Annotated in this window: 19 protein-coding genes; 13 read left to right on the plus strand and 6 right to left on the minus strand. The window is 43.0% G+C overall.

Going from position 1 to position 23,569, the window contains the following annotated elements; translation table 11 throughout:
• The first annotated feature begins 3 nt into the window (after positions 1 to 3).
• The 6 genes from BGP78_RS07640 to BGP78_RS07665 all read left to right on the plus strand — a co-directional run bounded on the left by BGP78_RS07640 (position 4) and on the right by BGP78_RS07665 (position 8,847).
• Positions 4 to 2,436: an ABC transporter permease gene (locus BGP78_RS07640; RefSeq protein ID WP_119860844.1), complete on the plus strand. Its 2,433-nt coding sequence runs from the start codon at positions 4 to 6 to the stop codon at positions 2,434 to 2,436.
• Positions 2,437 to 2,586: 150 nt separating this feature from the next.
• Positions 2,587 to 3,963, plus strand: coding sequence for a sigma-54 dependent transcriptional regulator (locus BGP78_RS07645; RefSeq protein ID WP_119860845.1), 1,377 nt, complete (start codon positions 2,587 to 2,589; stop codon positions 3,961 to 3,963).
• Positions 3,964 to 3,975: 12 nt separating this feature from the next.
• Entirely contained in the window at positions 3,976 to 5,307 is a 1,332-nt protein-coding gene (locus BGP78_RS07650; protein WP_119860846.1) for a PAS domain-containing sensor histidine kinase, read from the plus strand.
• A gap of 172 nt (positions 5,308 to 5,479) precedes the next feature.
• Positions 5,480 to 7,267 carry a glycoside hydrolase family 3 protein gene (locus BGP78_RS07655; RefSeq protein WP_119860889.1) on the plus strand — a complete coding sequence of 596 codons (1,788 nt, stop codon included), beginning with the start codon at positions 5,480 to 5,482 and terminating at the stop codon, positions 7,265 to 7,267.
• Between the two features lie 20 nt (positions 7,268 to 7,287).
• Positions 7,288 to 8,085, plus strand: coding sequence for a D-glutamate cyclase family protein (locus BGP78_RS07660; protein WP_119860847.1), 798 nt, complete (start codon positions 7,288 to 7,290; stop codon positions 8,083 to 8,085).
• 9 nt (positions 8,086 to 8,094) lie between these two features.
• Positions 8,095 to 8,847 carry a 5-oxoprolinase subunit PxpA gene (locus BGP78_RS07665; RefSeq protein ID WP_119860848.1) on the plus strand — a complete coding sequence of 251 codons (753 nt, stop codon included), beginning with the start codon at positions 8,095 to 8,097 and terminating at the stop codon, positions 8,845 to 8,847.
• A gap of 157 nt (positions 8,848 to 9,004) precedes the next feature.
• Here the strand turns inward: BGP78_RS07665 and BGP78_RS07670 are convergent, their stop codons facing one another.
• From BGP78_RS07670 to BGP78_RS07680, 3 genes are all read right to left on the minus strand, one after another.
• Entirely contained in the window at positions 9,005 to 9,730 is a 726-nt protein-coding gene (locus BGP78_RS07670; protein ID WP_119860849.1) for a YebC/PmpR family DNA-binding transcriptional regulator, read from the minus strand.
• A 92-nt stretch (positions 9,731 to 9,822) separates the two neighbouring features.
• The gene (locus tag BGP78_RS07675; RefSeq protein ID WP_404936038.1) at positions 9,823 to 10,455 is read right to left on the minus strand and encodes an HAD family hydrolase; all 633 of its coding nucleotides are present in this window, start codon (positions 10,453 to 10,455) and stop codon (positions 9,823 to 9,825) included.
• 211 nt (positions 10,456 to 10,666) lie between these two features.
• Complete coding sequence (locus BGP78_RS07680; protein WP_259386233.1) at positions 10,667 to 11,302, minus strand: DUF6702 family protein; 636 nt, start codon at positions 11,300 to 11,302, stop codon at positions 10,667 to 10,669.
• Positions 11,303 to 11,703: 401 nt separating this feature from the next.
• Between BGP78_RS07680 and BGP78_RS07685 the strand changes: the two genes are divergently transcribed.
• The 4 genes from BGP78_RS07685 to BGP78_RS07700 are packed head-to-tail and all read left to right on the plus strand — an operon-like array spanning position 11,704 to position 17,534.
• Positions 11,704 to 11,943 (plus strand): hypothetical protein, encoded by a 240-nt coding sequence (locus BGP78_RS07685; RefSeq protein WP_119860892.1) that lies wholly within the window; start codon positions 11,704 to 11,706, stop codon positions 11,941 to 11,943.
• A gap of 54 nt (positions 11,944 to 11,997) precedes the next feature.
• Positions 11,998 to 13,215: an exonuclease SbcCD subunit D C-terminal domain-containing protein gene (locus tag BGP78_RS07690; RefSeq protein WP_119860850.1), complete on the plus strand. Its 1,218-nt coding sequence runs from the start codon at positions 11,998 to 12,000 to the stop codon at positions 13,213 to 13,215.
• Complete coding sequence (locus tag BGP78_RS07695; protein WP_119860851.1) at positions 13,212 to 16,865, plus strand: AAA family ATPase; 3,654 nt, start codon at positions 13,212 to 13,214, stop codon at positions 16,863 to 16,865. Before BGP78_RS07690 ends, BGP78_RS07695 begins: the two co-directional genes overlap by 4 nt.
• A 3-nt stretch (positions 16,866 to 16,868) precedes the next feature.
• A complete protein-coding gene (locus BGP78_RS07700) occupies positions 16,869 to 17,534 on the plus strand; it encodes a class I SAM-dependent methyltransferase (RefSeq protein ID WP_119860852.1) in 666 nt (221 codons plus the stop codon).
• Here the strand turns inward: BGP78_RS07700 and BGP78_RS07705 are convergent.
• Genes BGP78_RS07705 through BGP78_RS07715 form a run of 3 tightly spaced genes read right to left on the minus strand, consistent with a single transcriptional unit; the run spans position 17,491 to position 18,905 of the window.
• Positions 17,491 to 17,889 carry a response regulator gene (locus tag BGP78_RS07705; RefSeq protein WP_119860853.1) on the minus strand — a complete coding sequence of 133 codons (399 nt, stop codon included), beginning with the start codon at positions 17,887 to 17,889 and terminating at the stop codon, positions 17,491 to 17,493. The genes BGP78_RS07700 and BGP78_RS07705 overlap by 44 nt on opposite strands.
• Before the next feature lie 39 nt (positions 17,890 to 17,928).
• Positions 17,929 to 18,456 (minus strand): DUF6942 family protein, encoded by a 528-nt coding sequence (locus tag BGP78_RS07710; protein WP_119860854.1) that lies wholly within the window; start codon positions 18,454 to 18,456, stop codon positions 17,929 to 17,931.
• Positions 18,453 to 18,905: a YaiI/YqxD family protein gene (locus tag BGP78_RS07715; RefSeq protein WP_119860893.1), complete on the minus strand. Its 453-nt coding sequence runs from the start codon at positions 18,903 to 18,905 to the stop codon at positions 18,453 to 18,455. The genes BGP78_RS07710 and BGP78_RS07715 overlap by 4 nt, the downstream gene beginning before the upstream one ends.
• 111 nt (positions 18,906 to 19,016) lie before the next feature.
• On the opposite strand from BGP78_RS07715, the gene BGP78_RS07720 reads away from it, so the two are divergent.
• The 3 genes from BGP78_RS07720 (at position 19,017) to BGP78_RS07730 (ending at position 23,342) form a co-directional block, all read left to right on the plus strand.
• Positions 19,017 to 19,547 (plus strand): lipocalin family protein, encoded by a 531-nt coding sequence (locus BGP78_RS07720; protein ID WP_119860855.1) that lies wholly within the window; start codon positions 19,017 to 19,019, stop codon positions 19,545 to 19,547.
• A gap of 169 nt (positions 19,548 to 19,716) precedes the next feature.
• Positions 19,717 to 21,603: an alkaline phosphatase PhoX gene (locus BGP78_RS07725; RefSeq protein ID WP_119860856.1), complete on the plus strand. Its 1,887-nt coding sequence runs from the start codon at positions 19,717 to 19,719 to the stop codon at positions 21,601 to 21,603.
• Between the two features lie 77 nt (positions 21,604 to 21,680).
• On the plus strand, positions 21,681 to 23,342 hold the full coding sequence (locus tag BGP78_RS07730; protein ID WP_119860857.1) for a hypothetical protein: 1,662 nt from the start codon (positions 21,681 to 21,683) through the stop codon (positions 23,340 to 23,342).
• Positions 23,343 to 23,569: the final 227 nt, after the last annotated feature.

Below are 23,569 nucleotides of genomic sequence, written 5' to 3' on the forward strand. Positions count from 1 at the left end.
AACATGCATATTTACAGTGATATAAAATACACGCTACGGGGCTTAGCTAAAAAGCCCGGTTTTAGTGCACTGGCCATACTCGTGATGGCAAGTGGCATTGGTCTCAGTGTTTATTTATTTTCTTTCATGAATGTCATGCTATTTAAACCCATGCCGTTTGAAGGCGGGGAGCGGTTTATACAAGTATTCACTTCACAAAACGGCAGTCGGATCCAAGGGACGTTGAACCTTCATGATTATCACGAAATTAAGCAGAACTTAACGGGGGTTAGTACATTAAGCGCTTATAGAAACCAAACAGTCACCGTATCTCAGCAAGATGGAACTCGCAGGGTAGAGGCCACCGACAGCCGAGCAAATATTTTCTCTTTCACGCAGACCCAGCCGATTCTTGGCCGTACCTTTAGCGAAGCTGAAGACAAAGTTGGAGCACCTCGCGTGGTGGTGATAGGCTATGAACTTTGGCAAAATATGTTTGCCGGCCAAGCGACTATTTTAAATCAGTCTCTGCGCATTGATAATGAACCACATCAAATCATCGGTGTTATGCCTAAAGGCTATTTCTTTCCGTACAACGCTAATTTATGGCGGCCACTACGCGACAATGTAGAGCAAGTATCACGCGAAGCAAACGCCCAAGTAAGGGGGTTACTACTAAGAGATGAAGACACATCTATAACAGAACTTGATCAACAATTAAAACTTATCATGCAGCGACTAGAAGCGCGTTACCCCACTGCTAACAATGGCATCGGGGCTTATGCGCTCACGCCAAATATGATCAGTGCTGATGGTGGTATGGCAGTTGCTTACACCATGCATATTGCGGCAGTTTTAATCTTAATATTGGCCTCGGTGAATGTAGGTAACTTACTCTTGTCACGCGCGGTAGAACGCAGCCATGAAACCGCAATTCGTGTCGCACTGGGCGCGCCAAAAGGGCGGTTAATTAGCCAGCTGCTTTGGGAGAGTATTATCATTTGCTCTGTCGGTGGTTTTATCGGTCTATGCATGATTGGCTGGGGCCTTGAAGTAACACAAGTTATTACCAACCAATTTTATACTGATCGCCCGCCATTTTGGTGGCAGTTTGGCATCGATGCTTACACTTTAAAGTTGTTTTTCGCTTTTTTACTTGCCACCATTTTGATCACCGGATTACTCCCTGCCTTAAAAAGTGTTAATGGCGACTTTAATGCCGTACTACGCGATGGCACACGTGGTGCGCTAGGTAAAAATGCCGGTAGACTCAACAAACTGCTGGTCATAGGCGAAATATTTTTATCTATCACTATTTTACTCGTCGCTGCCGTGATCATCATTGCAAGTAAAAAGGCAACAGAAGCCAATTATGGTGCCAATATAGACAATGTCATGGTCAGTAGGGTGCAGTTGCCTGATAACCAATATGATACGGCTGAGCGTAAAGTGGCGTTCGTTAACACCCTTAAAGCCAGTTTAGCCAGTGCGCCCCAATTTAAACAATTGATCATCGCATCAGCCTTGCCCGGTATGATAAGCCATAGACCGAGTATCGCCGTTGAAGGCAAAGAATATATCCAACAGGGTAAAGCGAGTTATCCGCGGGTAAACCATATTGCGGTCAGTGCGGGATCTCTTAAACACTTAGAAATAGGGTTAATAGCAGGCAGATATTTTAATCATGCTGACGACCAGCCGAACATACACACCGTGATTGTCACGCAATCATTTGTAACGCAATTGATGAATACTGAGCAACCTATTGGCAAGCGTGTTCGGGTGATCAATGACAGCACCAACACCTTACAATGGGCAACGATTGTTGGAGTGGTTGAACACACCATACAGACACGACCTAACCGCATTGAAGCAAGTATGCCATCGATATTTCAACCCTATAGCCAAACACCAAGAGACTCAATGGTCATAGCAACGCGTATCAATGGCAAAATAACACCAACTGCCAATACTTTGCGCCAAGCCGTACACACCATCGACCCACAGCTTGCCATCTATCATGTTGAACTATACAACGCAGCCCTGGCTCGACATATGGCACCACTTGCGTTCGTCAGCAACATACTGGGTTTATTTGGCTTGGCATCGTTTGTCCTTGCTGGATGCGGAATTTATGGCGTAATGAGTAATACCATTGCCCAGCGTTTGCAAGAAATGGGGGTAAAGCGTGCTCTAGGAGCCAATGAGCATCATATTATGCGTGAGTTTATGTACTCAAGTACCAAGCAGCTCTTGTGGGGACTCATACCCGGTCTTGGTATTGGCATTGCGTTAGGATTTGCAATGTCTACGACATTGAATGTTAGTCAGTTGGAGTTATTAAGCATAGCCGGCATACTCACTGTGGGGCTTGCAGGAGTCGTGCTTATCGCCACGTACATACCGACAAAACGCGCGCTGGACATGGAGCCCTCTCATGCACTTCACTATCAGTAATCACAAGTACACAGTATAGAACCAACCAATTGGCCGCTTTTTTGACGTACTAAGTGGCCATTTTTCACAATAGGTTTGATTTATTCGTGTGGTGGATATCAATTTCGCATACAATGATATTATTATGATTTTATTAAAGTTAGGTCAGTTATGAGCGCATCAATTTTAATAGCAGATGACGATGAGGGCATACTTCATGCGCTCAGCCTGATGCTACTTGAAGCAGGTCATGTTGCAACGACGGTGCTTACCCCAGCAGACACACTCATACAACTTAGGCAATGTGAATTTGATCTCGTCATAATCGACCTTAACTTTTCACTTGATACCACTTCAGGGGCTGAAGGTTTATCGTTACTGAAAAGCATTAAACAACTTTATGAACACTTACCTGTACTGGTAATGACTGGCTGGGGTAGCGTTGAGATTGCAGTACAAGCGATGCAAAATGGCGCCAATGATTTTATTAAAAAGCCATGGGAAAATGAACGACTATTAAGCATCATAACGAATCAACTCACCCTAGCAAATACCACATTAAACGCGCGTAAACTTCGCGAATGCAATGCGCTATTAAATCAACAAATAGATGATAATGATTTGATGGTGTCTGATTCACCCGCCATACAACATGTACTCAATACACTCAACCGAGTCGCTCTCAGTGACATAGATGTATTAATCACAGGAGAAAATGGCACTGGTAAAAGTATGTTTGCGCGATATTTACATGCGCAATCAAGCAGAAAAACACTGCCGATGATAAGTGTTAATATGGGCGCAGTTGCCGACAATCTGTTTGAAAGTGAAATGTTCGGCCATGTTAAAGGGGCATTCACCGATGCCAAAAACCATCGGATAGGGCGCTTTGAACTGGCTGAAAAAAGCAGCTTATTTTTAGACGAAGTCGCTAATACGCCGCTTTCTCAGCAAGGAAAACTACTGCGTGTATTAGAAGAAAGGCAATTTGAAAAAGTCGGGGCTAGCAAAACCCAACATGCCGATATAAGGCTCATATGCGCTACCAATGCTGATTTGAAACAGGCTGTATCTGATGGGGCCTTTAGGCAAGATTTACTCTATCGCATCAATACCATAGAGGTTTGTATACCCCCTTTACGCGAACGCCAACTCGATATTATTCCACTGGCTAGGAAGTTTTTACACAAAGCCATCGAAAAATATAAAGGGCCTGCGGTTGAACTAGATAACAAGGCCAAACAAGCACTGTTAGAGTATGGTTGGCCAGGTAATGTGCGGGAGCTGAGTCATGTTATGGAGCGAGCACATATTTTAGGTCAGCAGCCGACGGTAACAGTAGCTGATTTGAACTTACCCACACACAGTCTAACTATAACGCCTATACAAAATAGTGACGACACGTTGCGTCCACTGGAAGAATTAGAACATGAAATTTTAAAAACCCGACTCGCTTATTTTGATGGTGATGCGGTTGCCGCGGCCACATCATTGGGGTTAAGCAGAAGCACGTTTTACAGACGGCTCTCTAAAGCAAACAACGATTAAAGGGAGCGCAGCATGCCAAAACAACGCAGCATAGAAAGTAATATTGCACGCCTGTCACTGATTTCAAACCTGATACTCATGGGCTTACTTATTATATCGCTGCTAGTGTCTGATATATCACAGTGGCTCATATTACTTATCGGTGTATTAAGCAGTTTGCTGGTGCTCTGGACAACACAACAAATAAAACAACGCTTAACCTATCAATCGAAAAGCCAAGCAAACTTACTGGAAGCACTCATTTGTGGTGATTATAGCTTGCGTGCTCGGCGCTTTCCCAACGATCATGGTGTATCACCTCTTACTAATACAATCAATCAACTTGCTGAGCGCCTCAGCAAACAACGTTGGCAATCTGTAGAAAGTCAGCTGTTGGTACAAACCATATTAGAACACATTGATATTGCTATTTTGGCACTGGATAAGCACCATTGTATTACCCTCTATAACCCAGCTGCTGAACACCTATTTGGCCAGAGTATTTCTCATGCACAAGCATCGCTTCCAAAGTCACTGCATATTGCAAAATCACTTAAGTGTGGAGCGCGTGAAGTAATTGAACTTAAAGTCCATGATCAACTTACCAAATTTAGCTTACAGGTCGAGCAGTACAAAGACAGTGGCCAGACTAACAAGCTATTACTTATTAGTAATGTACACACGATACTTCGCACCGAACAACAGCATGCATGGCAACACCTTATCCGTGTAATAAGCCATGAGATCAATAATTCTTTATCTCCCATCAGCTCAATCAGTCAAACGTTATGCAAAGTCATTGGCAAACAGCCACCATACCCACAACAAAACCAGCTTATTAGTAGCCTACAATTAATAGAAAAACGGGCATCTGGGCTAGGTACTTTTATTGAAGGGTATCAACAAATTGCTAAACTACCAGACCCTACTTTAGCGCCTTGTGTTTTGTCATCATTACTGAAAAAGTGTACTACTTTGTTTCCAGATATACGCAGTGATATCTCACCAAGCTGCAATATCACCCTAAACATTGATGTGATTCAGTTTGAACAAGTGCTGATCAATGTATTTAAAAATGCCTGTGAAGCCACACCAACAGAGACACAAACACACATAGATATTCACTGTTATCAGACCCCGAAGAAAATACATATCACCCTTACTGACAATGGGTTGGGAGTCAATAATGCTGAAAACCTATTCGTGCCTTTTTACAGTACAAAAGCACAAGGGTCGGGGATTGGGTTAGTATTGTGCCGACAAATCATTGAAGCCCATCAAGGCCGGCTATCTTTGGAAAATAACCCCTCAAGAACAGGCTGCATTTTAACCATTGAACTACCTTTACAAAGCAGTATGTCGTAACACGGATCATTCATCACCTATTAATCACAGTAAGGGTTCAATAACCATGTAATCAATTTTGCTATATACAGTGGCTTATCAATGCTAAATTAGCGCCTAATCATCTGATGTCTTTGATAAGTTTAGTATGGCACTCACAAAAATTTTAAACCCTTTAGGTATCGTATTCGCTATGGCATTTAACCACCTTGCAGTCGCAAACACATCCGTCACCCAGCAGCTAGGCCAAAAGCTTATGCTCGACTTTCGCTACTACTGTGACTCTGGTAACAGTAAAGCCTGTCGCAACCCAATGACCCAATTGCCTCAAGAACTGGCGAACGCGATCACCAAATATCATATTGGCGGCGTTATTTTATTTGCCGAAAATGTACAAGATACCGCTCAAATTGTCACATTAAACACTGCTTTACAAAATGCCGCTACGCAACCTTTGTTTATCGCCATTGATCAAGAAGGAGGGCGGGTTGCTAGAATAAATAGAGAAGTTGCCACGTCATTTACTGGCAACATGAGTATTGGTGCAACTTATCCAAAACAGGGTACCTATTATGCGACACAAGTCGCTAAGGTAATTGGTAAAGAACTTAATAGTTTGGGAATTAACGTCAACTTTGCACCCACGGTTGATGTAAATATGAATGCCGCCAACCCCGTTATTAACGTGCGCTCTTTTTCGGAAAACCCGGATGAAGTCGCAAAACTGGGGGCTGCGCAAGTGGTCGCATTTGAAAATGAACAGGTTATTTCTGCGCTAAAACACTTTCCAGGGCATGGCGACACCCATGTTGATAGCCATACAGGTTTACCTCGGGTTGATCATGATAAAAAAACGATTTGGCAAAATGATTTAGCGCCATTTAAATATATTATTGATAAGCATGCCCCTGGCATGATCATGACGGCACACATTCAATACCCCGCGCTTGATGACTCTGTGCTTGAAAACAAACAAGGAGAAAAAATGCTCAAACCGGCAACGATGTCTCGGGCGATCATGCATGATTTGCTTCGTACAGAGCTGAACTACCAAGGTGTGGTGGTCACAGACGCGCTTGATATGGCGGGCATAAGCGATTTTTTTGACCCTGAAACAGCTGTGGTTGAAACATTTAAAGCTGGCGTTGATATTGCGCTGATGCCGATTGCGATCAGAACACCTGATGATATAAAAAAGCTTGATAAGCTGTTCACTAGACTCGTAAATGCAGTGAACGCAAATACATTAGATAAAAATGAGTTAGCAGAGTCAGCACAGCGCATTGCAGCGTTAAAGCAGCGCTTTCTAAGCCAGCCTTCAACGTTATCTGTCAATATTGCTCATGCAACGCTTGGTAACCCGAGTCATCGTAAGCTAGAAGCTGATTTAGCACTCGCTGCCATCACGCAAGTAAAAAATAACCAATTACTCCCCATCAAACCAGCTAATAAGCCTCTGCCACTCAAGCATATTCACCTTATTATGCCCGACACACGTAAATGTGTTGCCTTAGAACAAGCACTGCAAAACTTAAGCGATAATGCCTTTGCAATTACGTGTAGCAGTTTGCAGGGATTTGATAGTTCAGTGAGTAAAAATATCATTAAGCAAGCCGATGTAGTAATTGCCGCGCATGCGAGCCCGCAGCAAAGTGCCGTAGAGATTGGCGGAATGGATGACATCGCAGAGGTGTCAGCACACAGCTTATCTCGCCACGAGCAACCAAAAGCACTTCGCGCACAGCTTGAGTATGCCAAACAATTACAAAAGCCTGTACTGTTCATTAGCTTACGTGCTCCCTATGAAATTACAGACTATGCACCACTCAGTGACGCAATTTTGGCAAGCTATGCCTATAATATTGATATCGACAATAAAAATCAGGTAGCTGGCCCTGCATTTACTGCGCTTGCTCGGGTCATATTAGGCCTTGACGTTGCACACGGTAAATTACCTGTCACGGTGCCACTGCCTAAATAACACTTTTGGGGGCCTTAATTATGGATCCATCGGCATCATTAACCGCACCACATGCGATACGAAAAATGATCCGAGAAGGTGACTATTCTGGCCCCACTATTGGCTTTGTGCCTGGTTTTACACAGTGCAATATTATTATTTTACCAAAAGAATACGCCTATGATTTTTTGCAGTTCTGTCATTTAAACTCAGATGCATGTTCGCTGATGGCCTACAGCCCAGCACCCGGTGCTTATACCCTAGATACCCTAGGTAAAGACATCGACATTCGTACTGACATCCCCCGTTATCGCGTGTTCAAACAAGGTCAATTGATAGAGGATGTACATGATATTTCGCCTATCTGGCAATCTGATTTGGTCACATTTGCCTTAGCCAGTTACCTGAGCTACGACTATGCACTCGATTGTGCAGGATTAAAACACACTTCAATCAACCCTCTACATGGCTTGCCCTTATATATTTCAACGTTACCTTGTCAGTCGGCAGGCATTTTTTCAGGGTTTAATGTCGTCAGTATGCGCGCATTTAGGCCTGATGAAATTGTAAAAGCAGTACAAGTAGGGGCTATTAATCGCTCACCTCATGGTATTCCCGTACACTTTGGTACGCCTTCCGATATTGGAATTTTTGATTTAGCTAAACCCGCATTTGGTGAACCCATAGAAGTCACCGACAAAAAAGTACCGGTATTTTGGACATCTAACATGTCCGCCCAACTCGCTATTACCAAAATCGCCCCAAAATTGTGTATTATTAACAGCCCTGAACACTTGTTGGTAACCGATCAGCAAGATGTGAGCTTAGCAATAAAATAAGGTAAGAGCATGCTGTTAAATTGTGACTTAGGTGAAAGCTTTGGTGCGTGGACGATGGGGCTTGACCATAAAGCGATGGCCGAAATTGATTGTGCCAATATTGCCTGTGGTTTTCACGGAGGAGACCCAGATGTCATCGCAGCAACGCTGCAATTAGCAAAAAAACATAATGTCATGATTGGCGCGCATCCTAGTTACCCCGATAAACAAGGCTTTGGACGACGTTCAATGCAAATGCAGCCATTAGAGCTTATCAACTGCTTACACTACCAAATTGCAGCCCTTGAGGGCATGGCAAAAGTACAACAGTTAACACTCAATTATGTAAAGCCCCATGGCGCGCTTTACAACGATATGATGCGTGATAACGCGATTTTAAATGTGGTTTTAGAGGCTGTGTCTACTTACCCAAGCGATCTAAAATTAATGATGCTCGCAACCGCTAAACAAAATGAACATCGAAAACTCGCAGAGAAATATGGTGTTGCTTTGTTATTTGAAGCATTTGCAGACCGATTGTATACCGATGAGGGACTGTTAAGCCCTCGCAGTGAAGCCAATGCAGTTCATGATACTCCTGCTCTACTGGCACAAGTAACGCAACTTATTAATCAGCACAGTGTACAAACTAGCTCAGGCAATGAGCTGTCTTTAATGGCAGATACTTTATGTGTGCACGGTGATAATGAGGCCAGTATCTCGCTAGTCAAAGAGATCAGAGGTTTATTAAATAAAGCCGCTTCTTCAAGTTCAATGGCGTAAAGCCCCTTTACACTCAATTGCTACAATAACAGTAAGAGCGCGCTAAATAGCCAGAAAAAGACCTAACGCACGTTGTTGTACATTCTATTAAATAATCCTCAAGCCATAAAAAAACCGGGCTAATTCAGCTCGGTTTTTCGTATCTAACTAACTGCAATTATGCATTTACAATCGCATTGTGATAAACGTTTTGTACGTCGTCACAATCTTCAAGCATACCCATGAACTTTTCGAAATTTGCGATATCATCTTCATTCGTTATTTCAACTTGAGTCTGCGGAACAAAAGTGATCTCGTCTACTTCAAAGTTGATGTCAGGGAATGCGTCTGTAAGGGCTGTTTTCGCTTTGAAATATTCTGTATGAGGTGCAAACACTGAAACTTTTCCGTCTTCAACTTCCACGTCAGTTACATCAACATCTGCCATCATAAGCGCTTCTAAAACCGCTTCATCGTCGTCACCAGCAAAACCAAGTATAGAAAAATGGTCAAACATATGCGCGACACAACCTGGGCTGCCGATCTTTGAATCTGTTTTTGTAAACGGTAAACGCACGTCTTTTATCGTACGATTAGGGTTGTCAGTTAAACAATCCACAATGACCATACAGTTGCCAGGGCCATAGCCTTCGTAACGTGCTGGTGAATAGTCTTCACCCGCACCACCAGCTGCTTTTTCTAACGCTTTATCAATAACATGTGCTGGAACTTGATCTTTTTTCGCTTTTTCTATTAAACGACGTAAAGACTGGTTTGTGTCTGGATCAGAGCCACCATTTTTCGCGACAACGTAAATTTCTTTACCGTATTTTGAGTTTACTTTGGTTTTTGCCGCCGCCGTTTTTGCCATGGCGTTCTTGCGGACTTCAAATGCTCTGCCCATCTTAATTCTCGTTTTATAAATTAAATTGCCAAGATTTTAACAAGACTGAGTCAAATGAGCTAGAGCGGATGTAACTTTGTCCGACGATAAAATTAACGATGGGCTAAAATGAGCTCTGGTAACTCATTAAAATGCCGTAAAATGTATTGTGCTTCGGTGGCATAGGTTGGTACATCATCTGGGGCATAAAAACAGGCTCGCATACTCGCATTATGCGCTGCTTGAATGTCGTATAGGTAGTCGCCCACATAAATACAGTGCTCTGCATTAAAGCCCCATTGCTTCGCAATATCTAGCAAAGCGGTTGGATCTGGCTTTGCAGGAGCATCATCTCGCGTGATCAAATGTGAAATTGATATCGCGCATTGTTTCAATTTAAGCTCTGCCGCTTTTCCATAATTTCGCGTCACAATGGCCATGGGAATACCCAGTTTATCAAGCTGCTCTAAGCTTTCTTGAACACCGGGCAGTACCTGTGAATGCTGCGCGTCCATTAGCTCATGCTGATGTACGATATGCATGGCTTCTTCGCGCATGTAGGGTGACGGCAAGTTCTCTATGTATGTTAATAGGTCTTGGTCATGCGGACATCCAATTTGCGCTTTAATAATTGAAAAATCGAGTGACGAGCTAACCAGCGTGCCGTCTAGGTCGAAAATAACGCCCTTTATTTGTGGTTGGATCACTGCTTTAATATCTCGTTGCATTGCCGTTACATGTCCCATGGTTTCCCTGCCCAAAAAGCGTGTGTGGATATAACCTTAGTTTACGATATCCTAGCTTGCAAAGATCACCTAACAATGAAATTTTCTCACCACATATTCGTTCGATTTGACTAGGGGCAGTTGATCTTTTAGGCCTGTTTTTTGGGCCGTAACCTGGCATTTTTACTCGAATTTATAACAATGGCAGGGCAGAATTCAATTAGCCGCCGAGTTAGGGCTCAAGGTTAACCGACAACCAATCGTCATTACCATCAAAATGTAATGAACGCGTCGTATTGTGCACTTTAAAATTCACCATATTAACTTGCGCACACCATACATCTCGTAGCACTGTATTTTGCATACTTAACCGGGCGATATCATCAGGTAAGGTTGACTGCTGATAAACAAAGAAAAACGGCTTATGAATACGCGCCCCAGCATTGCGTAACGTTAATAACTGACCATTAGGCTGCTTTAACCGAATATGCGCGTGGACATACTCTGCAAACTTATTTTGCGCAGTCCGATCGGAGAATATATCGGCCTCGTCGCCAAATAAATGTGCCACGGCGTGTTCCACATCATGTAAATAGTAACGATGTGTCAATTCTAACTCGCTACTGGTCTCATTCAAAACGACTGTGCTGAGTGCCGCTTTTAATTGGTGAGCATGACCACTGAGTGGCAACCACAGTAAAAAAGCCCCAATGAGCACTGTGCAACGGCCTCGCTTTATTGCAGGTTTTATATTTACTGAATTGTGCTGCCGCGGGGTTATCAAAATAGCTTCCTTAAATATGCCTGTTAAAACATCAAAATAGACGTATAAATAGCCGTTCATGCCCAGCATTGAAGACATGCTCATTGATGACCAATTTAGCTAATCTAGCAAATAAAACGCTCAGCAAATAGTCTAATTTTATTACAGTTAATGAGATAATGTAACAATAACAGAAACATGGAAAATAACACGCTATTCAGCTGTGATTAATTACTTTAGACTAAAGTACAAGTGAAAACGTTTAAAAACTCGACTTTACTGGGCTAATTCAAGCATTCAAAGGCGTGCCATTGTGATATTTTTGAAAGTTATTATGCCCATTTTTGAAATAAATAAAGAAAGGGCAAAAAAAGTATTGATATTTGGACCAATTTATCTTTAAAATCGCGCTCTTTTTTATTTCAGAGAAAATGAGGCCTGAAAAGTTGGCGTTAGTTTTGCTCTGTAATTTATACCCGTTTAGTCATAGACAAGTGGTGAGCAGTATGGATTTTTATATCCTAAAAAAACAAGAAAAATTAGTTGCCATCCCTGCAGATGAGCAAAGCTGCAAGCAATATTTAGATGAAGGCTACTTTTATGTAGATAAAATCGCTGCTTGTAATGAAAAGTCTGCATTAAAAAGGCAACAGGCAAAACAAAATAGGTTTTTTAAAACACCTACTTTATTGTTATTGCTTGTTTTACCAATCATTATTTTTGCTTCGTTACAGATAACCCGTTAAACAAATCTGCTTTGCAATGCTATATTAGCGTCTCGATGAGTATAGGGACGCTTAATGAAAGTACTGCACACCTCCGACTGGCACCTTGGTCAGCAATTTTATGAACATAATCGGACACAAGAGCATAACGCTTTTCTCTCTTGGCTTTGCAATACGCTTGCTGAGCAAGTAATTGATGTATTGGTGATTGCAGGGGATATATATCATACTGCAACCCCTCCAGCCTACGCAGAGCAGCAACTATACACCTTCATTAAACACGCCAAAGCGAGTCGCCCAGCTTTGCAAGTCGTGATCATCGCCGGTAATCATGACTCAGCAAATCGCATCGAAACAGCCAAACCCCTATTGCAAGCGTTTGATACCCACGTTGTTGGCAGATATAACAAACATGCACCTGAGGATGTTGTGTTATCCATTACAAGCGAGCAAGGGCCTTTAACAGTTGTCGCAATGCCCTTTTTACGCGCTGGCGATTTAACACTTGATAACCAACTTCCAGATGCTTATCAGCAAGGGGTTGGTACAGCCTATCACGAGAGCATTTCCCATGCGCTGTCGATTAAGCAAGGCCCTTTATTGGTTATGGGACACCTGCATGCCAAAGGCGGGGATATCTCCAGTGATTCAGAGCGCAATATCGCGATAGGTGGGTTTGACTCTATCAACGCCTCTATATTTTCAGACCATGCAGATTACGTCGCACTGGGTCATTTACACAAATCACAACGCGTCGCAAAAAGCGAATTCATACGATATTGCGGCACGCCAATGCCCATGTCGTTTTCAGAACGGCACTATCAACATCAGGTACTCATAGCGCAATTTAATGCCCAAACCTGCACGTCTGTAACACCGTTACTGGTACCACGCTATCAAGATGTGTGCTTATTACCCGAAAAAGGCAGTGCAACCCTTGATGAACTGTGCAAGTTAATAAGCCAACTACCGAGCGAGCAAGATACCCCCCCTCTTTATGTACGCTTGCGGCTAAACGCCACAGAAACAGACAGTCAGTTTCGCGCAAAAATAGATGAGGCGTTAGCTGGCAAACATGTGCTTTTTTGCGGTATTGAACGTGTGCGAACCAATGCTGATCATGATCAACAAGCACAATTTGACGATTTGGGCCGTGTGGAGCAGCTCGATCCCGCTCAGTTACTCGATTTGGCATTTAAACACCATATGGGGAGCGCTGAGCAAGTGCCCGACGCAATACAACAGTGCTTAGCTCACGTACTCACTACATTGGATGAGGTAGACCAATCATGAAGCTCATTAGCGTCACGCTGACTAATCTCGCATCCATCACCCAGGCAACAATTGATTTTGAGCAAACACCACTGCAACAAAGTGGTTTATTTGCTATTACTGGCGATACTGGCGCAGGAAAAAGCACCTTGCTCGATGCTATTTGCTTAGCGTTATATGCAAAGACCGCTCGCCTTAAAAACGATTTAAAGAATACAGTTGCCTTTAATGGTGACGAAATAAAGCTGAATGACCCTCGTAATTTATTACGCCGAGGATGCGCACAAGGCAGCGCCGAAGTGCTATTTATCGGACAAGACAATCAACGCTACAAAGCGTGCTGGAAGGTCGCACGCGCACGCAACAAAGTAGATGGTCGGCTTAAAGTAGCCGAACACGAAATATACGCCTTAGCTGATGAGACACTCATTGCCCAAAAATCAGCTGCGGTAAAGTGCACTGAGCAGCTCATTGGCTTAAACTTTGAGCAATTCACACGTGCTGTACTGCTTGCTCAGCATGAGTTTTCAGCCTTTTTAAAAGCCAGCAGTGATGAAAGGGCGCAACTGTTAGAGTGCTTAACGGGGACTGATAAATTTAGCCGCATCGGACAGACAATATTCGAGCTACATAAAAATAAAAAAGTCGAATTAGAGCAATTGCGTTTGAGCTTAGAAGCCTATTCTTTGTTAAGTGATGAAGAGCTTGATGACATTACGATACAAAATAGGCAACATCACGCAGCATTAGAAGAGTATAAGCAACAGCAAAAGCACATAGAACAACAAAAAAACTGGCTGCAAACTGGCCAAGCTATACAAAGCAAAGTACAAGATCATACCACGCAGTTAAATCATGTTGCAGAGCAGCTTTCAACACAATCAGCAGAATTTGAGTTAGCACAATTGGCAACCGTTGTAGCGCAAATCTCAGATAATAGGGCTCAAGCCAAGCAGCTCATAGTACAACACAAAGAATGTACTTTAGAGCACGCGCAGCTTAATAAGGTGGATCTCACTGAAGAGATCAGAAAAAAAGAAGTCCAGCACCGCGACTTCATTGCTATAGAATCACAAACTAAAGCAACCTTTGAACAACAACAGCCAAGTATTATTCAAGTGAGAACACTTGATACAAACCGCACCGCAAACAAAGCCCAATTAGACAATGCACAGCGCGAGGTTGAGACAATACAATGTACGCTCGATAAAACAGCAGCAGAGCAGCAAGCCCTGCAGAAAAATTTGTCAGACGATAATGCCAAAGCCACACAATTGCGTGACACATTAAATAGCGATCCTCAGGGTGTTGCTGCATTACCACATTGGCAGCACCTTAGTGCATTGCTATTAAAGTTAGAACAATTAGCGACTCAGCGAACTACGCTCAGCAATGAACGCCAAGCAGCGACTCAACAAGTCACTCAGCTCGCTGAGCGGTGTGCACCGCTCACACTGCAAGTCGACAAACAACAGCAACACAGTTTACAGATTGAGACACAATTAAACGCCCTAAAACAAGAGATTGCTCAGCTTGACTATGAAGCCATTCAACAGCGCCGTTTTGCGTTGCAGAGCGGGTTAGCGTGCAAAGAATCACTGCGTAATGTCGATACTGAGTTAACTCTATTACAGGTAGAATTAGATAAAACTCGCCACCAGCAGCACAGTTTAACGCTACAACTAAAAGATACTGAGCAACAAACCGAGTTAGCAAAACAGCGTGTTGCACTCACTCAGGATAATTATAACCAAGTACAACTGAGAGCCAGTGAAAATATTAGTGCCTTACGCAGTGCGCTTCAGCCAGGCAAAGAGTGTGTCGTCTGTGGCGCAACAGAGCATCCCTACGGCGTAGAGCATATCGATGAACATTGGCAAAATTTGCTCGATGACTTTAAAGTGCAAAAAGCGCAAGCAGAGCAAGCATTGCAACAAGCTCAAACGCGTTATACTGAGCACCTGAGCACACTCGAAGCCGTTAATGTCCAACTACAAGTCACGTTGCAGCAGCAAGCGCAACTAGGGCTCAAATCGCAGCAATTAACCACACAGTTAAATGAATTGGGCGAAGTTGCTACTTTATCTGATGAGCAGTGCCATAGCCAGATAACATCATTGCAAGCGCAGCTTACACAGTATAGTGCGCTATCAGCCCAACAACAGGATGCGTGGCAACAGTTTCAACAGGCGCAAACCGCATTGCAAGCAGTCCAAACTGAGCTGAAAAATACCGAACAAGCTTTACAACAACACCAGCACACAACACAACACTGTGACCACCAGTTAACACAGTTAAACCAAGATATCTGCGACATTGAGCGACAAGCCCAGCAACTTTTTAATGATGAGAATTGGTGGTCACTTTTTTCAGAGCAAAATCACCAAGCGCGGTTATCTCTCACGGCTCGAATTGAACAGCTACAACATGTTGAGCACTCTCTAAACCTCCTAGCCACATCGCAACAAAATGCGCGCAATGCATTAGATGTTATTTTAGCGCAGCATGCAGAGCAAACGCTGCAATGTGGAAATGCACAGCATCGCGTTGATACCTTAGCTGCCAGTGCACTGCAACTTGATCAAGCACGCGCATTATTGCTGCCCCTTGAGCAAACCCCTGAACAGTGGCAACAGGCTTTGCAATTGGCGGTAGATAATGCGCAGCAACAAGTAGTTGAAGTAAACAGTACGCTTGCAACGCTTGCCCATGCTCTGCAAGAAAAAACCTTGAAACAAGCCAATTTGCAGCAGCAACTGAGCCAAATCGACCAGCAAACTCAAACCGTAGAACAGCGCTTTGCACAGTGGCTGTCACAGCAACAGCCGGTCTTCCCGCAGTTAGACGCTGAGTTAATCGATTCAATTTTATGCCAAGACCAAACGCACTTTTTGGCACTGCATGCACAGCACAAGCAACTAACAACACAGCATGATCAAATACAAGCGACTTTGGTGCACCTGCAAGCTGAATATACTCAGCATCAAGCACATGCTATGACTGATAAGTCTGTCACTGAGCTTAACGCAAGCCTTGATAAACTAAATCAACAACAGCAAGCGACTCAAACGCTGTGGCTTGAATGTAATACTTTGCTGACCCAGCACGAAAAGAATGTGGCGCAATTACAAGAAAAACAAACCCAGCTGTCCGCTCTGCAGGCAGATTACGAACACTGGCATTTACTCGATAAACTCCTAGGCGACGCCACAGGGAAAAAGTTACGTAACATTGCCCAAACGCAGACCTTAAAAATATTATTACAATATGCAAATCAGCATCTTCAGAGCCTATCAAAACGATACAAGTTAACGGTGATTGGCCACTCACTTGATATTGCCATTATTGATAAAGATATGGCTGACGAGCAACGTTCTGTGAATACCTTATCTGGTGGCGAGTCATTTTTAGTGTCTCTGGCCTTGGCATTGGGACTTGCTTCTTTATCTTCGAATAAAGTACACATTGGTTCACTCTTTATTGACGAAGGCTTTGGTACTTTAGACCCAGAAACATTGAGTGTCGCGCTAGATGCGCTAGACTCTCTGCAAGCACAAGGGCGCAAAGTAGGGGTGATTTCACACGTAAGTGAAATGACCGAACGCGTAGCGACGCAAATACAGGTTAAAAAGCAACCCGGTGGCTATTCAAGTCTTACGGTAAAAGGATAATGTATGCCGCACTTTCAAGGTGATGAAGCTGTAAATTATGATGCAAAAATTACAAAGTTAGTACCTGGGTATGAGCTATTACACCAGCTCACTGGCGCACAGTTACTCACTTTGCTCCCTGATGACTCTGTTATTTTAGTCGTTGGTGCGGGAACCGGTCGAGATATCATAGAACTTGCCAGTATAAATGAAAGTTGGCACTTTATTGCTCAAGATATCTCTGCTGATATGCTCGATATTGCAAAGACACAATTTACCGACCATGGTCTGCTATCTCGTGTTACGTTTCATTATGGTGAACTCACCACATTAGATACACCCGTTGATGCTGCACTGTGTTTACTGGTGATGCATTTTTTACCCGACAACGGGGATAAAGACACATTACTACACTCAATCCGACGCAACATGGTGTCATCAGGGGCGGTTTTTATAGCTGATTTAGTTGTGCCTGAAACCAAGTTTGAACGTGAAGCTCAACTGGCAATGTGTCGTACATTAGGGCTAACGGAAATAGGAGAGCAGCGTATGCGTCATAACTTAAGCCATGAGTTTTACCCACTTAATCGCATACGCTTGGCTGAGTTACTTGAAACATCAGGATTTTCAAACCCACATCACTATTTCAAAGCACTTGGCTTTTCAGGGGTTGTTTGCCACGCTTTGTAGCAATACACTGAAGCTGTTTTTCTAAAGTATTTAAGCAGAACGGCTTCACTATGATCCCATCAACTCTGGCGGAGATCAGCTTTAGCAACGTACGACGGTTGTCTTCACACGTCACCACCAAAATAGCCATTTTATGACAAGCAAGCTCGTGTTTTACTTTATCAATCAACATGGTGCCGTCCATTTTTGGCATGTTCAAATCCGTCACTAACAGATCAAACTTTTGTTTTTTCAAATAAGAGACAGCCTGCATGCCATCAGTCGCTTCTGTGATGTCTGTGTATTTCAACTTGCGTAACATATTGATTAGAACATGCCGCATCAGTGGCATATCATCGACGACTAAAACCTTCATCCTTTACCTAACTCTTATACCAACCTTGTTAGTGAGAGATTAGTCAAGGCTATCTAAAATGCCACATAATTTGCTAATTTTAATATTACTTAGCTGTCGGTAGTCAAAGTACGGACACACCACTAAGTTTAAGGTTCTGTCTACTGCAAACTCGTCATCTAGCCACTCTAGTGTGTTAGTAAAAATCTGATCTCGCAATAACTTTTTGGCATACGTTCGCCCTGCAATAATGTGATATTTGTAGAGTTTCTCACCAATTTTAGGAGGGCTAAACAACAAAGCTTCCTGACTATGCTGCTGTAATAAACAATTATCACGATATTTTTGCCATGTATCATACTTAGTAAAATTATGATCTCTATGATTTAGCTGCGCAATAAACTTAGCATAAACATTGAACACTTTACGCCACCCATTTCCAGATGCCATATTAATCGCGTTAATTTCACCACCAATAAGTGCCTGTATTTCATTTAAATTATGATATTCGGACATGGGGGGAGGGCGCTCAATATAAACAGCAATTAGCCCCGTGTCAGCGCCAAAACCCTGAGTTAGTATTTTCATGATTTAGCACGTTGTAAAATACGGTCTAGCGCATTACCAAACGCTTGTTTATCCGTTGCTGACAGCTTTGCTGGGCCTCCGCTCATTTCCACACCGCTACTGCGCATTGTATCCATGAAATCACGCATATTGAGAATCGATTTAATATTATGCTCCGTATATTCTTCGCCTCGGGGGTTAATCGCATGTACCTTGAGCTCAACCACTTCAGCAGCTAGGGGAATGTCTGAGGTGATCACGATGTCGCCTGGTTGTACCCGCTTTACGATTTCATTGTCTGCAATATCAAACCCTTGATTAACCCGTAGTAACGTCACAAATTGAGTTGCAGGTACTCGCATTGCGTGATTTGCCACAAGTGTTGTTTGTGTTTGCGTGCGCTGTGCTGCACGAAAAATAATTTCTTTTATTGGCGTAGGACAAGCATCTGCATCAACCCAAATTTGCATAGTAAAACCTCTGGTAGAATTGGTAGGTAAAATAATGATCTTGGCGACCATTGTAATCGTAACGCTCTATAATTTAAATTAATTAAACATTTTGACTGTAGGCATAACACCATGCATAAAATTATGACGTTTGTATGTGTTTTATTTTTCACTGGATGCACAGGCATAGCAGAAGGAATAAAACCGGTTACCGAGCTCGACATCGAAAAATATCAAGGAAAGTGGTACGAGATTGCACGGTTAGACCATCGGTTTGAACGGGGCATGAGCAGGGTAACCGCAAACTATGCATTGAAACCTGATGGCTATGTAGAAGTAATAAACAGAGGTTATGTCGATGAAGAACAAAACTGGAAACAAGCCATTGGCAAAGCTAAGTTTGTCGGAGATAAACCAAACGGCCATTTAAAAGTGTCTTTCTTTGGCCCTTTTTATGGATCGTACGTTATTTTTGAACTGGATAAAGAAAACTATCAATATGCCTACATTACTAGCTACAACAAAGACTATTTATGGCTGCTTTCAAGGACGCCTAGCGTCTCTGAGCAACGTCTAACCCACTTTATTAGCACAGCCACGCGCTATGGATTTGACACCGATGCGCTCATATTCATGACGCATAATGACACAAAGACACCTTAACGCTTTACTGTAAAGCCCCTTGACAGTGAAGGCCCCGAACACCAAGCCCCAATAAGGCAGTCTTATAACTGTCTGAAAAATTTAATATTAGTGTCAGGTACTTGTAACCGGTCCACGCAACACTGTTGTCTGTTTTAAAAACAACAATGATAGCAATCTGGAGTAACTGATGAATCGTGTAGCATATTCTCTACTAGCAAGTGCCGTCGCACTTGCTTTAACCGCCTGTAATGGCGACGATGGTGCCACTGGTGCTGCTGGCGAACAAGGCGATGCAGGTATCAATGGCACAAACGGCAGTGATGGCCAAAACGGCGCTAATGGCCAAAATGGTGTCGATGGTACTACAGGAAAGAGCGGTGTAAACGGCGGTTCTGGTTTGATCCGTATTGCAACCGTGCCAGCAGGAGCAGAGGTAACGGGGTTACATTTAACACGACAAGGTGACCTATTTTTCAATATCCAACACCCCAATGATGCCAACACTGAAGTTGATAGTTTTAACCAAAAAACCTATCACACAGGAACTGTTGGTGTATTAAGTGGTGTGAACTTCAATAACTTACCTAGAAATATTGTCAGCTCTGCGGTACCACATAGTGATTCAGCTCTAGAGCAACAAACCGTAGTCTCTGCGGTAGGCCAATATCAGATTTTGGGTCAAACTGGCGACACCTTCGCGCAATTAAATGAACAAGGTCTACCTGGCGGATTAGGGGTAATATACGGGATCAGTTCAAAGCAAGAAATAATTAAAAATAACATGCCTGACTTTAATGGCTTTGTTCCTGCGGGTGAAAACTCAGGTTACTTATTTACTAACTGGGAAGACTACCCAGGAGGCATGAGTCGCTTAAAAATGAGTAAAGCAACTAATGGAACTTGGTCTGTAGAAGAAGCCATGATGGTTGATTTTGACTCAGTAAAAGGTACCGCTGCAAATTGCTTTGGCTCCGTATCACCTTGGGGTACACCGCTCACTTCTGAAGAGTGGATCGTTGACTCAAAAGTAGATACCACAACAAACCCTGCTTGGAATAAGCCCACAGATGTCAGTTCTCGTTTAGAGAACTTTCGACAATTCCTTGCGCCAGAGTTCCCAAACCCTTATCGCTACGGGTATATTGCTGAGGTACAAAACCCAGCAACAGATACGCCAGATGTTGTTAAACACTTTACTATTGGTCGATATGAGCACGAAAACTCAGTGGTTATGCCTGACCGTCGCACCGTCTACTCCTCGCAAGATGACACCGGCGGTGTGCTATTTAAATTCATTGCCGATCAACCTGAAGACCTTAGCTCAGGTACATTATATGGCGCTAAGTTAACACAAGATGCCGGCCTTAATGACCCAGCAGTCACCGGGTTTGATATTGAATGGGTTGAATTAGCATCCAATACCAATGCCCAGATAGAAACTTGGATCGCACAATATGATGACGTTACCAGTGCAGATTACGTAGAGGGACAAACAAGCTACCTATCTGTCGCTGATGTACAAGCATGGGTTGATGGTAAAGCGACCTACCCAACCGTTGCACAAGGTGGTGGTCCCATTACAGCGGGTAAGCCTATGGATGATCGAGTGGCATTCTTAGAGTCTCGCCAAGCAGCTCGCTTAAAAGGCGCAACAGCTGAATGGCGTAAACTAGAAGGGATCAGCATAAACCATGACCGTGTACTAGAAGCAATTACGGGCCAAGATGTTATCGCGGGTGAAATTGTAGAAAAAGCCTATATGTATATTGGCATTGCTGATTTAGACAGCACCATGACAGATGGTGAAGGCGATATGCAATTGTCTGCTCGTGTAAAAGACTGTGGCGGTGTTTATCGCGCAAGCATAGACAGTAACTACAACCTGACACGTATTGAGCCTGTCGTTATGGGTGGCACATACCGTTCAAGTTTAACCGGCTCAGAGCGCTGTGATGTAAACCAGCTGTCTCAACCAGATAACGTCATTGTTATGCGTGATGGACGTATCCTTATCGGTGAAGATGGTTTTCAAGAAAACAATACTTTGTGGATGTATGATCCCCAATCAAAGTAACCGTTAACATTTTATTAGTCTGAGCGGCACTCATCGCATTGCCGCTTTTTTTAGCAACAAAAATAGAAGTCATAAAAATGAAACAGCTTCTCTTAGTATTACTATTGCCTGTATCTATCACCGTGTTACTTGGCTGCTCAGAACAAAACATCATCCTCGGTACTGAACTTAACGCAAACACCCATACAGCACCACCCAGTGCCCCGCCATACCAAGTAGGCGATGACATTCCTGCACTGGCTTATATTGAACATAACGAAACGTACAATGCAGAATCGGTGATCCCACCGCAGTGCTATACCAAAACAAACGGTGTAAATAATCCGTGTTATGCATGCCACCAAACTGACCGTACAGATCTAAATAGGCCAAATCAAATGGCTGACGGTAATTTACAGGGTGACTATGAATTTTCAGATCTGGGAGTAAAAAACCACTGGAAAAACCTGTTTGTTGACCGAACTGACTTAATCAAAGGCATTTCAGATAAAACAATACTCGATTGGATAAACCAAGATAATTACAGTGAGTTTATCAAAAAACAGCAAGCCAACTCACAATGGCAAGGTGAGATCACCCCCATTAAAAACTTGGCATACCCAGAAAAAGCATTTAACTCCCAGGGTTTTGCGAAAGATGGCAGCGGCTGGGTCGCATTCAACTATAAGCCATTCCCTAGTACCTTTTGGCCTACGAATGGCTCAACTGGAGACGTCATGATCAGGCTGCCAAGTGCATTTAGGGAAGTGAAAGGCGTGTATAACCAAGACGCTTATCTTGCCAACCTCAGCCTTGTAGAGCTTGCTTTAAAAGGATTAGAAACAATCTCAACACCGCCAATCAATGAGCAACGAGTAGGCAGCGATTTAAATTCTGATGGCAAACTCTCTACCGTTAATCATATAACCAAACAACCCCACTATGTTGGCGATGCGACCTCACCGTTGGCATATCAGCTGTATCCAGAAGGCACCGAGTTTTTGCATACCGTTCGCTACATAGGCGTAGACAGTAACGGCACCATATTTAACGCGCCACGCATGAAAGAAGTGCGCTATATGAAAAAGCATAACTTCAAGTCTAAACAAGAACTTGGTACATCATATTATCGAGAAGCGAAAGAAAAATCATTTGAAAATCTACCTCAAACACTCTATCTCGGAGATCAGGGTATCAATAACAGTTTTGGCTGGACCATCAATGGCTATATAGAAGATACGCAAGGAAAATTAAGGCCTCAGCATAAACAAGAACTGGCTTTTTGTAATGGGTGTCACAAAACAGTTGGCGCAACATACGACCAAACATTTTCATTTGCTCGTAAAGTGACTGGTAAAAAAGGGTGGGGTTATATCGATTTAAAATCAATGACGGATGTACCAAATAAAGGTGAAACAGACGGAGAGTTTTTAACCTATATGACCCGTGTTGGCGGTGGAGATGAATTTAGACAAAATCAAGAAATGCTTATGCGCTGGTTCAATGAGGATGGCCAACTTAATACTGAAAAAGTCAAAGCCACATCCACACTCTATGATCTTATTACACCATCTCCTGAGCGCGCACTGGCTTTAAATAAGGCGTATCTATCAATTGTCAAAGAACAAAGCTACTTATTTGGTCGAGATGCTACTTTGGTTAAAGCACACAATGTTTTAGAGCATGTAAATGATAGCCAACAACCCCTTAAGCCAGAGCATCGTTATGTGTGGGATATGCAGTTAGCGTGGGCTGATTGATAAAAATGGTAACCTAGTAAGTAAAATAGTGATCTGTATCGGTTCACTATTTTACTTACTTGATGGTATGTAAGTCCTGCGACACTCTATTTTACCGCTATAGATCAGTATTTTACCAAGCTAGATGGATGAGATCACACTTTTACTAACTAGGTACAAGCCAGATCGTTATTTTACTAACCTCGATTAAACAGATCATTGTTTTACTAACTAATCATGGCAAAAAC

The sequence above is a fragment of the Pseudoalteromonas sp. MSK9-3 genome, assembly GCF_003590335.1.
Taxonomy (GTDB): domain Bacteria; phylum Pseudomonadota; class Gammaproteobacteria; order Enterobacterales; family Alteromonadaceae; genus Pseudoalteromonas.

What these genes read in the sequence shown, in the direction of transcription:
- BGP78_RS07645 (WP_119860845.1), top strand. Translation starts at nt 2,587, where the DNA reads ATGAGCGCATCAATTTTAATAGCAGATGACGATGAGGGCATACTTCAT.
- BGP78_RS07720 (WP_119860855.1), top strand. Translation starts at nt 19,017, where the DNA reads ATGCATAAAATTATGACGTTTGTATGTGTTTTATTTTTCACTGGATGC.
- BGP78_RS07660 (WP_119860847.1), top strand. Translation starts at nt 7,288, where the DNA reads ATGGATCCATCGGCATCATTAACCGCACCACATGCGATACGAAAAATG.
- BGP78_RS07665 (WP_119860848.1), top strand. Translation starts at nt 8,095, where the DNA reads ATGCTGTTAAATTGTGACTTAGGTGAAAGCTTTGGTGCGTGGACGATG.
- BGP78_RS07690 (WP_119860850.1), top strand. Translation starts at nt 11,998, where the DNA reads ATGAAAGTACTGCACACCTCCGACTGGCACCTTGGTCAGCAATTTTAT.
- BGP78_RS07680 (WP_259386233.1), bottom strand. Translation starts at nt 11,302, where the DNA reads ATGAGCATGTCTTCAATGCTGGGCATGAACGGCTATTTATACGTCTAT.
- BGP78_RS07715 (WP_119860893.1), bottom strand. Translation starts at nt 18,905, where the DNA reads ATGCAAATTTGGGTTGATGCAGATGCTTGTCCTACGCCAATAAAAGAA.
- BGP78_RS07640 (WP_119860844.1), top strand. Translation starts at nt 4, where the DNA reads ATGCATATTTACAGTGATATAAAATACACGCTACGGGGCTTAGCTAAA.
- BGP78_RS07725 (WP_119860856.1), top strand. Translation starts at nt 19,717, where the DNA reads ATGAATCGTGTAGCATATTCTCTACTAGCAAGTGCCGTCGCACTTGCT.
- BGP78_RS07685 (WP_119860892.1), top strand. Translation starts at nt 11,704, where the DNA reads ATGGATTTTTATATCCTAAAAAAACAAGAAAAATTAGTTGCCATCCCT.
- BGP78_RS07655 (WP_119860889.1), top strand. Translation starts at nt 5,480, where the DNA reads ATGGCATTTAACCACCTTGCAGTCGCAAACACATCCGTCACCCAGCAG.
- BGP78_RS07730 (WP_119860857.1), top strand. Translation starts at nt 21,681, where the DNA reads ATGAAACAGCTTCTCTTAGTATTACTATTGCCTGTATCTATCACCGTG.
- BGP78_RS07700 (WP_119860852.1), top strand. Translation starts at nt 16,869, where the DNA reads ATGCCGCACTTTCAAGGTGATGAAGCTGTAAATTATGATGCAAAAATT.
- BGP78_RS07705 (WP_119860853.1), bottom strand. Translation starts at nt 17,889, where the DNA reads ATGAAGGTTTTAGTCGTCGATGATATGCCACTGATGCGGCATGTTCTA.
- BGP78_RS07710 (WP_119860854.1), bottom strand. Translation starts at nt 18,456, where the DNA reads ATGAAAATACTAACTCAGGGTTTTGGCGCTGACACGGGGCTAATTGCT.
- BGP78_RS07695 (WP_119860851.1), top strand. Translation starts at nt 13,212, where the DNA reads ATGAAGCTCATTAGCGTCACGCTGACTAATCTCGCATCCATCACCCAG.
- BGP78_RS07675 (WP_404936038.1), bottom strand. Translation starts at nt 10,455, where the DNA reads ATGGGACATGTAACGGCAATGCAACGAGATATTAAAGCAGTGATCCAA.
- BGP78_RS07670 (WP_119860849.1), bottom strand. Translation starts at nt 9,730, where the DNA reads ATGGGCAGAGCATTTGAAGTCCGCAAGAACGCCATGGCAAAAACGGCG.
- BGP78_RS07650 (WP_119860846.1), top strand. Translation starts at nt 3,976, where the DNA reads ATGCCAAAACAACGCAGCATAGAAAGTAATATTGCACGCCTGTCACTG.